Below are 13,847 nucleotides of genomic sequence, written 5' to 3'. Positions count from 1 at the left end.
TTTCAAAACAATGCCTTGTTTATTTGGAATAAAATTTTATATTAGTTGGTTTGAGGTAGCAAAAACAAACGAAAAAATTCCCCAATGAGGACAAAAAAGCAAAATGATTTACAGCAAAAAGTGGAAAGGATTAGGCCTATACGCGCTGCGAAGCCACTTTTGGTGATAAAGCCCTCTTAAAAAAGTATTGCAAAAATAAAACAGCCCCCTCCCTACCGTTTCCGACGGGAAGGGGGGCAAGATTATGCCAAATTCCTTCCGGCGTTTACTATGCCGTATACTGTACGTATAACCAGTTTATTGTAAATGCCAATTAGTTCCTCGTCATTAGTATGATTAAGGCATTGCAGGGCATAATGCTGTATAATTACCAATGGCAGCACTATTTTTTCACGTATGGCTATAGAGCGGCGCTCTACCGGGTACTCTTCCATTAGTACCTCGGTGCCGGTAAGTTCAAGCAATAAGTCTTTGGTTAGGTCAAACTCGTTTTTAAGGCCTTGCCAAAACTTGCCAAACTTCTCGTCCTTTTCTAAATAAGCAGTTACCCTAAAGTCTGATTTCGACATCGACATCATGCAGTTATCCAGCATGGTTTTAAAGAAACCCGAATTTTGGTAAAGCTCTTTTACTTCCTGCCAGCTGCCGTTATCCTTCATCTTTTTTAAGGCGGTACCTACCCCATAAAAGCCTGGTATACTTTGCTTTAACTGGCTCCACGATGTTACAAAACTAATGGCGCGCAGGTCCTCAAGTTTTAATTTAGCCGATGCATTGCGTTTGGTTGGCCTGCTGCTGATGTTAATTTGCGAAAGCAGTTTTAGCGGGCTGTATGTCTCCAAATAGTCCACAAACAACGGGTGCTCGCGCAAGGCCAGGAATAGCTTATGGCTTTCTTCGGCCATTTCGGCTATCAGGGCTTTGTGCCTACTATCCAGCAGATCGTTATGGTTAGGGTGCAATGCAGATATGATACCGGCGTTAATCAATTGTTCGGTATTAAACCTCGCGGTTTCAACCGAGCCATATTGCGAGCTTACGGTTTGCCCCTGTATGGTTAACTGTATATGCTCGTTGGCTATCTCGTTACCCATTGATGCGTAAAAACGATGTGTTTTACCACCACCACGTGCCGGCGGGCCGCCCCGGCCATCAAAAAAGGCAAGTGTTATGCCATATTTACGGGCCATAGCGGTTAATTCAACCTTAGCATTGTATATAGACCAATTGGCCATTAAATAGCCGCCATCTTTGGTACTATCGCTAAAGCCAAGCATAATGGTTTGTTTGTTGCCGCGCTTTTTAAGGTGCGCTTTGTAAAATGGATGGGTGTATAACTTCTCCATCACATCGCTGGCATGCTTTAAATCGTTAACGGTTTCAAACAGCGGCATAAAATCAACACTCAGCTTATCTTTTTCCCAACCGCTCCATAAAAACAGGGCTATCAGTTGTAATATATCTGATGCCTGCTGGCAATTACTGATGATAAAACGCTGGCATCCCTTTACCCCATTACTATGCTGAATTTGTTTCATCAGCCTAATGGTATCCAGCGTATCACGGGTTAAGGCATCTGCATTTTCTGGGCATTTAAAATCGGCCTGGTTAAACGGAAGACTCTTTAGCTTGCCGTCCTCTTCCAGGTCCTGGTAGTTTTTAGGTACGCCTGTGTATACTTTTTCGGTGCAATATGTAAATACGCTGCGCAACACGCGGCTATCTTGCCTTATATCAAGCGTAGCGAAATACGACCCAAACAGTTGTACCTTTTGTATCAGGTCGTCTACTATATTCACAAATAGGCTATCGTGGCTGGTAACCAGTGTTTCGCGCATTTCGCGCAGCACGGCTAATAGTTCCGGTTGCAGGTCTTTTGGGTTCTCGGGTTTATTAAAGGCATTTTCGTACAGCAGTTTCTCTAATGTTGCTATGCTATCGGCAAAACCCCTAAAGGTGATACGGCGTTTAAGGTTCCTGAAATCGCGGTAATAGCAACGAAAGATATACTGGCGCAATAATGATGATACCGCACGCGTAGTTTCGGTAGTTACATTGGGGTTACCGTCGCGGTCGCCACCCGGCCAAAAGCCAAGCTCTAAAGCCTGGTCGTTTCCGGCCATATCAAACTCCTCTTCCAGTTTTGATTGTATGCCCGATAAGGCATGGTAAAATATATTCTCTAAAAACCAAACTAAGCTTATTGCCTCATCAACAGGCGTTGGCGAGGTTTTATTAAAGAATGGTGTTTTGCCTAACTGTTGCAATAAACTATCAATGGTGGTAATATCGTTAGTTTTAAGCGCCTCAATCATATCCGTCATGATACCTAACACCGTACCCGGGTAAAATTGGGTGGGGTGAGCGGTAAGCACCAACCGTAACGAAAAATCTTTTAACTGTTTGCTTATATTGGCGCGGGCCTGCTCGCTTATTGATGCTTGCTGAACCATGCTTTGCAGGGTACCTGTATCATCAACCTTACCTACTTTATTAAATGACGAGTCTTCAATAGCATCAAACAACACCACCTGCCTTTCTATATACTGAATAAAGCGGAACAAGCGGTTTATTTGTTCGCGGTGATCTATATCGGGTACGTACTTTTTAAAGAACGACTCGAGTATTTTTGTAGGCGATTCGTTTTTTACAGCCCCTTTATCGCAGTGCGAACTAAAAAAAGGCAATAATATGCCGGTATCCTTTACCTGGTAAAAAGGCAGCGTTTGAAACAAACTGTTATATAGCTCAAAACGTTTTACAACTTCGTGGTTAAAGGTTGATTCTCTTTGACTGAGCCTTTGTGTAGATGGCATAATAAAACAGGTTAGAAAAAATTACTATTATGATAAGGGTATTACGGCGTGAATTTAACTATCTAAAATTAAAATAAGGTAAAAACTATATAATTAATAACAGTAAATACATTTTGATGCAATAATTGTTATTATAAACACTGCCACTTTTTATTTGTTTAAATTTGTAGCATTGAATTTTAGCCCATCGCTTAACCGAATGAACACCCATCAAAGAGAAGTAAAAAGCTTTTTTCATAGTCAGTATTTTTCTGATGGGTTGCGCATATCTGCCGGTATTTTGCTTCCATCGTTGGTGCTGATGCAGTTTGGGCATTTTAGCCTTGGGTTAACACTGTCCTTAGGTGCGCTCTGTATCTGCACTATAGATAGCCCGGGCCCTATTCGCTATAAGCGCAACGGTATGGCTATTGGTAACTTACTGCTGTTGATAGTTGCCCTTATAACCGGCCTTGCCCGTTTAAACCTGTACACCTTAGGGCTCGAGATCACGATATTTTCTTTTCTCTTTTCGATGCTTACCGTTTATGGCAACAGGGCGGCATCTATTGGTACATCATCGTTACTGGTGATGATATTTATGATGGATAAAGAGATACCCCCTGCCGAACTGCCTTTATTTGGTGCAAGCTTATTGGCGGGCGGTTTATGGTACATGGCATTTAGCCTGATGTTTTTTGGCATAAGGCCCTATCGCGCTGCACAGCAAACCCTGGGAGAGAATGTGGCCGATATTGCCCGTTTTTTAAGGTTAAAGGCCGATTTTTATTTACCCAATACCGATATCGACGAAAACTACCGTAAGCTGGTGCTGCAGCAGATACAAGTAAGCAATCACCAGGATGCTGTGCGTGAAATGTTGTTTAAAAGCCGCATGATGACTAAAGAGTCTACCGCGCCAAGCCGCATACTGGTGCTAACCTTTATAGACCTGGTAGACATGTTTGAACAAATAATGGCTACCCACTACGATTATGTACACATACGCGAAAAATTTGAACATACAGGCATACTAACAGAAATAGCAGATTTTTTACATCACGTTGCAGACGACCTTGACAATATTGGATATGCGGTTTTGGCTAACACCCGCCCGCAAAAATTAAGCAACCTTGAATTACGCTTAGAGCAGCTTAAATTAAAAATTGATGCAGTTGGTACTGATGATAAAGAAACCAGCAACCTGGTATTAAAAAAGATATTGGTTAACCTGCGCGACCTTACTAAAAGCGTAGCCAATATTTACAAATACTACCACTCTAAGGCATTAGATGGCTTAATTGAAAATCCTACGGATGTAGAGTACTCTAAATTTGTACCACAACAAGATTATGCTCCGCACATTTTTACAGACAATTTAACGCTTAGCTCGGGTACTTTTAAGCATGCTTTAAGGGTATCGTTGGTATGTTTGGTGGGTTATATCACATCAAAATACGTATCATTGGGCGGGCATAGCTATTGGGTACTGCTTACAATTATCGTTATATTAAAGCCTGGATTTAGCTTGTCAAAACAGCGCAACTACCAAAGGCTTATAGGTACTATTGCAGGCGGTACCATAGGTATATTGATACTCACTTTTATCCCCGATAAAACAGTGCAGTTTTTAATACTGGTAGTGTTAATGATAGGCACCTACAGCTTTTTAAGGCTAAACTACGTAGTAAGCGTTATTTTTATGACCCCATACGTGCTTATTTTGTTCAAATTTTTAGGATTGGGGTCTATCAATGTTTTCCAGGAGAGGGTTGTAGATACACTTATTGGGTCGGGCATTGCGTTTATTGCCAGCTACCTTATATTCCCAACCTGGGAGTTTCAGCAGGTGCAGGAGAGCTTTAAAACAGTTTTAAAGGCAAATATTAATTACCTTAATAAAATAGCCAAGAGCATATCGGGTAAAGAAGTTAGCATCACCGAGTATAAGCTGGCCCGCAAAGATGTATATGTAAATTCGGCCAACTTAAGCGCAGCCTTTGAGCGTATGACGTCTGAGCCTAAGAGCAAGCAGCATAATGTAAAAGATGTGCACAAGTTTGTTGTGCTTAATCATATACTTGCTTCATATACCGCCAATATAGCTTCGGCATTGATACGCAGCGGCCCGCAAACCCCGCATGCCGATACATTAAAATTGGTAAAACGAAGCATCGCCGTATTAAAGGATACCCATATTAAATTAAATGGCGAAGTCATTACGCCGGCTTCCACCAATTCTGAGGCTGTAAAAACCGAGGCGCAAAGTGTTCCGCTAACAGCCGACGATCTGTTAATGAAGGAACAATTAGGCTTTATTAATAAAATCGCTAACGATATTGCTAAGGTTACCGATCACTTTTTAAGATAAAGCTGCCTAACTTATGTTTTAAGCATTTTTTGCTTGTTAAGCAGCATTATCAGTGCTTTATCGGCCCTAACCTTACGTGTATCTTCCTGCTTAGCGGAGCCTACCCAATCGCAATATCCCTGCTTGTACGATTTTGATAGCGTTTCAAAAAAATCATTCGCTTCAGCATTGCCATCAAGCAATATTTGTAATTCGGGTGGTGTGCCTTCTATGTGTTCGCCTTTTTTAAGCATGATGTAAATTATAATCGTTCTGTAGCCAAATTTGCCAATTCGCTCCGCTCCCCTTTTTGCAGGGTGATGTGCGCGTAAAGCGGATGCCCTTTAGCCTTATCGATCAGGTACGATAAGCCGTTACTTTCTGCATCAAGGTAAGGGGTATCAATTTGATATATATCACCTGTAAAAACAAACTTGCTATTTTCGCCGGCGCGCGATATAATGGTCTTCACTTCGTGTGGGGTTAAATTCTGCGCCTCATCTACAATAAAGAATATCTTGCTTAAGGTACGCCCCCTTATAAAGGCCAGCGGCGTAATGGAGATTTTATCGTTTGCCACCAGTTCGTCTAACTTGGCCTGCATTTTTTCGTCTTCGGCAAACTGGTCTTTAATAAATTTAAGGTTATCCCATATCGGTGCCATGTATGGGTCTATCTTTGATTTTACATCGCCGGGCAAAAAGCCTATATCCTTATTACTTAAAGGTACAATTGGGCGGGTAACAAATATCTGGCGGTAAAACTTACGCTGCTCCAGCGCACCCGCCAAAGCCAGTAACGTTTTGCCTGTACCAGCGTTACCTTGTATGGTCACCAATTTAATATCCGGGTGCAGTAAAGCATGTATGGCAAAGGCCTGTTCTAAGTTGCGAGGGTAAATATTTAATACAGGCTGCTCGGTTACTTTCTCTAACTGCCCGCTTTGTGTATTATAAAATGCCGGTGCAGAGCTGTTTTTACTGTTTAAGGAATAAAACTGGTTACCGTCTGTAGGTTTAATGTCTAACCCTTCTATTGATAAGGTATCGTTTTTATTAAGCTTGCTTAATTGTTTTTCGGTTATTTTATTAAGGGTGGTTTTACCGCTGTACAGCTCCTCCAGGTTTTTTACTTTCCCGGTTTCGTAATCTTCGGCATACAGGTTAAGCGATTTTGCTTTAAGCCTTAAACATATATCCTTTGATACCAATATCACCTTACGGTCGGGGTGTTCAAACTGCACACCCAGGGCGGCGTTTAATATACGGTGGTCTATTTTATCTGATCCAAAAACCACCTCGGCATCGGCACTGCTGTTTTTGGCATCCATTATAACCTTAAAACAGCCTTTGCTTTTGCCGTTAAGCGGTATCCACTGGTTAATAAGCCGACTTCGCGACATATCGTCCATTAGTCTTATAAAGCTGCGAGCCTCAAAATTGCGTGTATCATTACCGCTTTTCATGTTATCCAGCTCTTCCAGCACCTGTATGGGTATGGCTACGTCGTGTTCCTGAAAGTTTTCGAATGCGTTATGATCGTAGAGGATAACCGAGGTATCAAGTACAAATATTTTTTTCTTTCCGTCTGTCTTTCCGTTGGCTTCAGTATTCATTAAAGGCTAAATTAATGAATTTTGATGGAGTAAGGTTGAAAAATATTGTATGGATTAGAAAGTTGAGTTGTGCTAACGCGATATTTTACAAACCGCCTAAAAATAGGAAAACGGAAGCCTCTTCTTGCGAAATGACCTCCGTTTTTCCTGCCCTCATTAACAGCCATAGCCGTTTATGAAGCACCAAGTTTTGTGTAAAGTTGACCGACCTGATCTCCTCTTTGTTATTGCGAACATTGTTGGTATCACACCCTCTGCGAATGCTGATGCCCGGTTGTTGGTACGTTTACCGATTTTGTCTGTCTCCTTGCGGAGGTAAGTCCTTCAAATCCGTTCAACATGTGCTGTGATCCTGCTTTCTGCGAAAGCCGGCAGCCATTATCTCTGCGATGTTGATCTCGTTGGCCTCCCGAGGGGAAGTCGACTCTGTCGTTATCCGTGCAACGCCGGTATCTTTATTCTTAGCGAATGCCGATGACCCATTGTTTGCTAACGCCGATTGCTTCAAGGTCATTATTGTTATCTGCCGTTCTCCGTAAAGTTTTGCAGTGTTAATAATACCTCGTTAATCATTTATCGGGATAAACTACTTTCGTATCCTATTCCCTTTAATGACTCAGGCACTTCCCTGATCTTTAGTTCCCCCGAAGGTTCACCCGATTCAGTTTCTGTAATCCTGTAAGGCTGTCAAAGTACGTCGTTCTTGATGATTACAATATAGGGAGATAACATAACCCGTGTCAAGTTTTTTATTTATTTTTTATTAACACGTTTTTAACATTTTGTTATCGACTATCAACACCTTGTTTGAGTTGATTGATAGTATCTTTAATACTTTGGCGGCAGGTTGTAAACATTATAGTTATTCACAAACGTTTCTAAAAACGCGTTATCCGGGCTTACAATAAATGCGCGATTTTCAATAAAATCAAATTTTTTCAGTTAAATGCTTCCAATACCTTTTAGGTATATGGCGCACATGTAACCTGGTGTTTTTACGCGATGGAATATTTACACTTTGAAAATAATTTTTCCATAACGACTGATAGATACCCTCATCCTCGTTAAAAGCGGCTATTACATCGCCCGCTTTATTCATTGTCGAAAAATCTAAGGTGATATATTGGGTGTCGTGCAAATCGTAAAACAACCCGTAGTTACGCTTTATATCGTAAATTATCCATTTTTGGTCGGCATAACGGCTTTTAAAATGGCGTATTAATAGTGGCAGTACATTAAAATCGGGTTGTACGGTAGCATAAAAGGTTTCGTCCTTTAGTTTTTGAAAGCGTACAAAAGCCTCCATCCTATGTTTTTCCCTCCTCACCATACGTACCACGTCCGATACACGCATTACATACCTGTTGCCATAATCTTCTTCAATATTATGTGGTGCGTCAAATGCGTAGCGTATATAACCCATCAGGTTATTTTCCTCGGCCTTAATTTCGGCAAGATGTGCGGCATATAGGCGCTGTACCCCCGTTGCAGATATTTTTTGCCTTAAGCCTTTCAATACTCTAGCAGCCCGCGCTTCGTCGGTTGTTATTTGTAACACATCTTCAAACAAGGCTGTACTTACCCAATCGCATTTTTCTATTATTACATGCTCAAGCTTGCGCTCATAAACTTCGTAAACAGCGGTAAGTAAGCCTTCAAAGGTACCATCATATATTAATCGGGTAGTCATCAGGTTAAAAAAGGTTAAGTTGGGTTGGGGTGTTTTTAAGGTATTTGCTTTGCGATGTGGCCAGTATAAATTGCTTAATGTTATTCCCGGTAAGGTCGCGGCGCTCAAATTCGCTGCTATTGCAAACCACAAAATATTTAGCCCGGTTAAGGGCCACCCCCATCTTTTTAAGCTGATTCCAGTTTAGCCTGCTAAACCTGCGGGCGCTTACAATTTTTTGTGCCGATAACAACCCTATCCCCGGCACCCTGAGTATCATTTGCAAATCGGCCTTGTTGATATCAACCGGAAAAGACTGCATATTACGTATAGCCCAACTCAGCTTCGGATCTATATCCAGATCGAGATGTGGTTGTACATTATCTACAATCTCATTTACCTTAAAACCATAAAAGCGCATTAGCCAGTCGGCCTGGTACAATCGATTTTCGCGCACCATTGGCACGCTGGTATTTAGCGCAGGTAAGCGGCTATCAGCCAATACAGGCACATAGCCCGAATAGTAAACCCGCTTTAAATTAAAGTTTTTATAAAAGTAATTTGCCGATTGCAGCACCTGGCTATCATTTTCGGGCGTGGCTCCAATAATTACCTGTGTGCTTTGGCCGGCGGGGGCAAATATAGGTGCCTTTTTAAACAGCTTTTTTTCTTCGGTATGCTTAATAATGGCATTTTTTAAATACCCCATTGGTTTGATCATATCCTGCTGATTTTTATCAGGAGCCAGTAGTTTTAAACCGGCTTCGGTCGGCATTTCCAGGTTAACACTCAGCCGGTCGGCATATAGGCCGGCTTCATTCATCAACTCATCACTGGCGCCGGGAATAGATTTAAGGTGTATATATCCGTTAAAATTATGCTCAGTACGTAATTTTTTAGCTATACGCACCAGCCGCTCCATCGTATAATCAGCATCCTTAAATATGCCCGAACTTAAGAACAGCCCTTCTATATAGTTACGGCGGTAAAAATTTATGGTCAGGTCAACCACTTCCTGCACCGTAAAAGCGGCGCGCTTTATATCGTTTGTTTTACGCGACACACAGTAAGCGCAATCAAAAATACAATGGTTGGTAAGTAATATTTTTAATAGCGATACGCAGCGGCCATCCTCGGTATAGGAGTGACAAATACCATTACTGGCATTACCTAATCCTTTATTTTCGTTTTTACGCTTACTGCCGCTACTTGCGCACGATACATCATATTTAGCGGCATCTGCCAAAATATTAAGTTTTTCGGTTATTCTATCTGCATCCATATCAAATCAAAAATACTAATAATATTAGCATTTTTGATGCCAGATAAAAATATAACTTACTCTTTTAAAGAATATGCTTGCAGGCGGATTACGTTATCAAATTGTTTATTAATTTTGGTTAACCGCATTATAAAGGCGCATATTAAAATGGACGATCAATCACTTTGCCAGCATTTACAGGCTATAACATCAGTTAAATTAAGCGAAGAGCAGGTTTGCGAAGAATGTATTAAACAGGGTACCGAATGGTTTCACCTGCGTACCTGCCAAACCTGTGGCGTTACCCTTTGCTGCGACCAAAGCGATGAGCAGCATATGACCAAGCATTACCATGCGGTAAAGCATCCTGTAATAGCATCGGCACAGCCCGGCGAACGCTGGCTATGGTGCTACCCGGATGAGCAGTTTGTAGAGTATTAATTATTTCCTGGTCACTTCTACGCTCCAATTGCTGCCGCTGCCAATTTTGTAGGTATCGGCAAAGCTGCCCATGTTAAGCGCGAAAGACAATTGCAGTAAACTGTTTAAATACGACAAGGGCTTTCCCTGGGGTACACTGCCAAAGGTTTCGCTGTAAGGGGCTTCGCCTTCGTATACCATCTTGCTTTTGTTAAATATTTTTAAATGGAGCAAATCGCCGTATTTAGGGCTAAGCTTTTTTACTAACTCATCACTAATATCCGTCCAGATATTGCCATATTGTACATCAAGCACATCAATTGTTCCCTTTAACATACCATTTTCGAATACCGCTTTTTGGTAAGGGATAATTACTACCTGTCGCGGCAACGCAGGGCCAACTTGTTCATAGCTAATTATACCTGCGGCCAGGCGCGCAGCGGTATATACATAAACATCTCGCCCATGAAAGGTATACGATTTGCCGGAACCCTTACGGCGATTAACGGCCTCGTCTATCTGCCTTATCTCGGCTATGCCATAAGTTTCGGCCACATGGGTAAGCGTGCCGTTATCTGGTGTAACAATATATTGCCCGGTATTGGTTTTAAGCACTACCGATTTACGCGATGTGCCTACACCCGGATCGACCACGGAAACAAATACAGTGCCTTTTGGCCAATAATTAATGGTTTGATATAAGCGGTAAGATGCTTCCCAGATATTGTATGCAGGTATCTCATGCGTAAGATCGAACAGTTTCAGCTCGGGCGATACACCCATAGCCACGCCTTTCATTTCTGATACGGCACCATCCTTTAAACCAAAATCGGTTTGCAGCACAACTATCTTATTTTGTGCAACAACACCAAGCGTTAATAAAAAGGAAACTATGAAGCTTAAAGCGTATTTTTTCATTATTTACATTCAACTATTACATGCTGAATATAAAAATTATTCTGAAGCTTCTTCGCCCTTTTCGCCTAATTCTACAATGTCGCCTTCTTTAAACAATATGGCTTGCAGGGTTTTGCGCCACACCGGTTTTTGGCGAAGCAAAAATTCCAGGTCCATACCAAAGTGTTTAAACTCTTCGTGCTGGGCGTTCTGCATAATGGCTTTTGCTTGAGGGTCTTTTTCTACAGATATGCGCTGCTCGTACCAGTTAATGGCTTCGGCTTCTTCGCCTAATGAAACTATCATGCGCGCAAAGGTGCGGGTTTTGTCGCTCAGCTCGTTAGCCGGCTCGTGGTATTGATCAAATGCCATAATATTTCTTTTTTTGAGTATAAAAGAAATACTGTGGCATTTTGTTTTATTAAAAGCAGGGATCTATATCACTTCATTAATACTCATCTCCCTCAGTTCTTTAGGCTCGTTAGGGCGGCCATTTTTAAATGCTTTACGCGGGGTTAAACCAAGTAATTCAAACATAGCCATATCTTCATCAAAAGATGGGTTTGGAGTGGTCAACAGCTTTTCGCCGGCAAATATAGAATTGGCACCTGCCATAAAGCAAAATGCCTGCTCAACAGTGCTCATTTCGGTGCGCCCTGCTGATAATCTTACTACAGTTTTAGGCATAATAATGCGGGTAGTAGCAATCATCCTTACCATATCCCAAACAGAAACGCGCGGCTGATCGGCCAGTGGTGTACCTTTAACAGGCACCAACGCATTAATAGGCACCGATTCCGGATGGGTAGGCAGGTTTGATAATGTTTTCAGCATTGATATACGGTTGGCAACGGTTTCGCCTAAACCAATGATACCGCCACTGCAAACAGATATTTTAGCCTTACGCACATGCTCTAAAGTTTGCAGGCGGTCGTCATAAGTACGGGTGGTGATGATACGCTTATAGTCGTCTTCAGAGGTATCTAAATTATGGTTGTAGGCATAAAGGCCGGCATCGGCTAAACGTTGCGCCTGGCTTTCGGTAAGCATACCTAAGGTGCAGCACACTTCCATATCCATCGCGTTAACAGCCTTTACCATGTCAATCACTTTGTCAAAATCGCGGTTATCGCGCACTTCGCGCCATGCCGCCCCCATACAAAGCCTTGATGCACCGCCATTTTTAGCGCGCTGGGCAACAGCTATCACTTCTTCTTTGGGCATTATGGCATGCACATCAACACCGGTATTGTAGCGTGCCGCTTGCGGACAGTAAGCACAATCCTCGGGGCAGCCACCGGTTTTTATAGAAATAAGCGAGCTTATTTGTACCTCGGCATAATCTTTATTTTCGCGGTGTATAGTTGCCGCCCTGTAAATAAGGTCAAGCAGTGGTGAGTGGTATATTTCGGCAATTTGTTCCTGTGTCCAGTCGTATCTTACTTCGGTCATAAGTATTTAGTTTTGATAGGTCAAAATTATAATAAAAGCTTACTCGCCAACCATAATGGCAGAAAAAATCCAATACAATCTGTAAAGGTTGTAATGATGATGGATGATGCTACTGCAGGGTCTATCCCTACCCTTTTCAGTATCAGCGGTATAGATGCACCTGTTAAACCGGCTACTACTAAATTACCTGTCATGGCTAAAAACAATACAAGGCCCAACATGGGGTTAGCATCGTAAAAATAGGCTACCGCAAACACAATAACACCGTTTGATGCGCCATTTATTAACCCAACTAAAAACTCTTTTAATACGGTGTTATAGGCTTGCCTGTCGCTTAGGTCGCTTAACGATATACGCCTAACGGTTACTGCTAATGCCTGTGTTGCTGTGTTGCCACCCATACCGGCAATTATAGTCATGTAGGCCGATATGATGGCCAGGTTTTTAACTGTAGCATCAAAATTACGAATGATGGATGCCGCCAAAAAAGCGGTAGCCAAGTTAATAACCAGCCATGGTAAACGGCTTTTTACCGCGTCGCGCCAATTACCGCTCAGCTCTTCATCTTCAGATACACCCGATATTTTTAATATATCCTCGGTATTCTCGGCCTCCATTACGTCGATGATATCATCTACCGTAATACGGCCAAGCAATTTCATCTCATCGTTTACAACGGGTATACTGGTAAGGTTATACTGAGAGATAAGACTGGCTACATCTTCCTGGTCAAGTTCTGCTTTTACGTAAACAAAATCCTTTACCACCAGGTCCCGCACGCGGGTATCGGCACGGGCTTTAATAATAGATTTGATAGATACTATCCCCTGCAAAATATCGGCGTCATCTACCACATATATGGTATAAAACTCCTCCATTTCTTCAGATTGGCGGATAATCTCGTCAAGGGCTTCCTTTTTATCAGCGTTTATGTTTACACAAATAAACTCCGAGTTCATTAAGCCGCCGGCGGTATCTTCGTCGTAACTTAGAAGGGCGCGTATGTTGGTGGCATCCTCGTGATCAAGGTCTTCCAGTATCTCGTGCTGCTCATCGGCATCAAGCTGCGAAATAATATCGGTAGCATCGTCATAATCCAGCTCCTCAATAATCTCCGACCGCTTTTCAGGATCAAGACTGATAAGGATATCCTCGGGGTGCGATTCTTCGGTCATTTCCGAGATGATCTCAGAAGCCTTCTCTATAGGCAGCAGGTTAATAATACGCTCTTTTGCGTCCTGAGGCAGTTTTTCAAATAATATAGCTATCTCCGATGCGTGGTATTCGTTCAAAACCAGCTCTAGTTCCGCATCACTATCCTCAAGAGCGGTTTTAATGCGGAGCAGGTCGGTTTTATCTATATCGAAAGATTGCATATGCAGGCAAAA

11 protein-coding genes are annotated in these 13,847 nt (G+C 42.2%); 2 read left to right on the top strand and 9 right to left on the bottom strand.

The genetic code is table 11. The annotated features are described in order from the left end of the window. Positions 1 to 242 precede the first annotated feature (242 nt). Positions 243 to 2,816, bottom strand: a complete 2,574-nt coding sequence (locus FFF34_004160; protein TSD66609.1) for a phosphoenolpyruvate carboxylase — start codon at positions 2,814 to 2,816, stop codon at positions 243 to 245. Positions 2,817 to 3,015: 199 nt separating this feature from the next. On the opposite strand from FFF34_004160, the gene FFF34_004155 reads away from it, so the two are divergent. Beyond that, the gene (locus FFF34_004155; GenBank protein TSD66608.1) at positions 3,016 to 5,166 is read left to right on the top strand and encodes a hypothetical protein; all 2,151 of its coding nucleotides are present in this window, start codon (positions 3,016 to 3,018) and stop codon (positions 5,164 to 5,166) included. A gap of 11 nt (positions 5,167 to 5,177) precedes the next feature. Here FFF34_004155 and FFF34_004150 read toward each other — a convergent pair whose 3' ends face one another. The 4 genes from FFF34_004150 to FFF34_004135 form a co-directional block, all read right to left on the bottom strand. Continuing rightward, entirely contained in the window at positions 5,178 to 5,399 is a 222-nt protein-coding gene (locus FFF34_004150) for a YdeI/OmpD-associated family protein (protein TSD66607.1), read from the bottom strand. Positions 5,400 to 5,407: 8 nt separating this feature from the next. Then, positions 5,408 to 6,760: a PhoH family protein gene (locus tag FFF34_004145; protein ID TSD66606.1), complete on the bottom strand. Its 1,353-nt coding sequence runs from the start codon at positions 6,758 to 6,760 to the stop codon at positions 5,408 to 5,410. Between the two features lie 928 nt (positions 6,761 to 7,688). Then, positions 7,689 to 8,450, bottom strand: a complete 762-nt coding sequence (locus FFF34_004140) for a DUF4130 domain-containing protein (protein ID TSD66605.1) — start codon at positions 8,448 to 8,450, stop codon at positions 7,689 to 7,691. A gap of 4 nt (positions 8,451 to 8,454) precedes the next feature. Beyond that, complete coding sequence (locus tag FFF34_004135; protein ID TSD66604.1) at positions 8,455 to 9,711, bottom strand: putative DNA modification/repair radical SAM protein; 1,257 nt, start codon at positions 9,709 to 9,711, stop codon at positions 8,455 to 8,457. 147 nt (positions 9,712 to 9,858) lie between these two features. Here FFF34_004135 and FFF34_004130 point away from each other — a divergent pair, with 147 nt between their 5' ends. Further along, positions 9,859 to 10,131: a UBP-type zinc finger domain-containing protein gene (locus tag FFF34_004130; GenBank protein TSD66603.1), complete on the top strand. Its 273-nt coding sequence runs from the start codon at positions 9,859 to 9,861 to the stop codon at positions 10,129 to 10,131. On the opposite strand, the gene FFF34_004125 is transcribed toward FFF34_004130, so the two are convergent. The 4 genes from FFF34_004125 to mgtE form a co-directional block, all read right to left on the bottom strand. Next, positions 10,132 to 11,028 carry an S-adenosyl-l-methionine hydroxide adenosyltransferase family protein gene (locus tag FFF34_004125; GenBank protein TSD66602.1) on the bottom strand — a complete coding sequence of 299 codons (897 nt, stop codon included), beginning with the start codon at positions 11,026 to 11,028 and terminating at the stop codon, positions 10,132 to 10,134. It abuts the gene before it with no gap. A gap of 36 nt (positions 11,029 to 11,064) precedes the next feature. Further along, positions 11,065 to 11,379 carry a hypothetical protein gene (locus FFF34_004120; protein TSD66601.1) on the bottom strand — a complete coding sequence of 105 codons (315 nt, stop codon included), beginning with the start codon at positions 11,377 to 11,379 and terminating at the stop codon, positions 11,065 to 11,067. Between the two features lie 63 nt (positions 11,380 to 11,442). Further along, a complete protein-coding gene (bioB, locus tag FFF34_004115; GenBank protein ID TSD66600.1) occupies positions 11,443 to 12,459 on the bottom strand; it encodes a biotin synthase BioB in 1,017 nt (338 codons plus the stop codon). Between the two features lie 26 nt (positions 12,460 to 12,485). Further along, positions 12,486 to 13,835 (bottom strand): magnesium transporter, encoded by a 1,350-nt coding sequence (gene mgtE / locus FFF34_004110; protein TSD66599.1) that lies wholly within the window; start codon positions 13,833 to 13,835, stop codon positions 12,486 to 12,488. Positions 13,836 to 13,847: the final 12 nt, after the last annotated feature.

Origin of the sequence: Inquilinus sp. KBS0705, assembly GCA_005938025.2 — a bacterium.
Lineage (GTDB): Bacteria > Bacteroidota > Bacteroidia > Sphingobacteriales > Sphingobacteriaceae > Mucilaginibacter.
Note: the sequence above shows the minus strand (reverse complement) of the source record. Positions and strands in the feature narration are given on the sequence as shown.

Bases quoted from the DNA above. Each gene is read 5' to 3' on its own strand.
- FFF34_004160 (TSD66609.1), bottom strand. From the start codon at position 2,816: ATGCCATCTACACAAAGGCTCAGTCAAAGAGAATCAACCTTTAACCAC.
- FFF34_004130 (TSD66603.1), top strand. From the start codon at position 9,859: ATGGACGATCAATCACTTTGCCAGCATTTACAGGCTATAACATCAGTT.
- FFF34_004140 (TSD66605.1), bottom strand. From the start codon at position 8,450: ATGACTACCCGATTAATATATGATGGTACCTTTGAAGGCTTACTTACC.
- FFF34_004155 (TSD66608.1), top strand. From the start codon at position 3,016: ATGAACACCCATCAAAGAGAAGTAAAAAGCTTTTTTCATAGTCAGTAT.
- FFF34_004125 (TSD66602.1), bottom strand. From the start codon at position 11,028: ATGAAAAAATACGCTTTAAGCTTCATAGTTTCCTTTTTATTAACGCTT.
- mgtE (TSD66599.1), bottom strand. From the start codon at position 13,835: ATGCAATCTTTCGATATAGATAAAACCGACCTGCTCCGCATTAAAACC.
- FFF34_004150 (TSD66607.1), bottom strand. From the start codon at position 5,399: ATGCTTAAAAAAGGCGAACACATAGAAGGCACACCACCCGAATTACAA.
- bioB (TSD66600.1), bottom strand. From the start codon at position 12,459: ATGACCGAAGTAAGATACGACTGGACACAGGAACAAATTGCCGAAATA.
- FFF34_004120 (TSD66601.1), bottom strand. From the start codon at position 11,379: ATGGCATTTGATCAATACCACGAGCCGGCTAACGAGCTGAGCGACAAA.
- FFF34_004145 (TSD66606.1), bottom strand. From the start codon at position 6,760: ATGAATACTGAAGCCAACGGAAAGACAGACGGAAAGAAAAAAATATTT.
- FFF34_004135 (TSD66604.1), bottom strand. From the start codon at position 9,711: ATGGATGCAGATAGAATAACCGAAAAACTTAATATTTTGGCAGATGCC.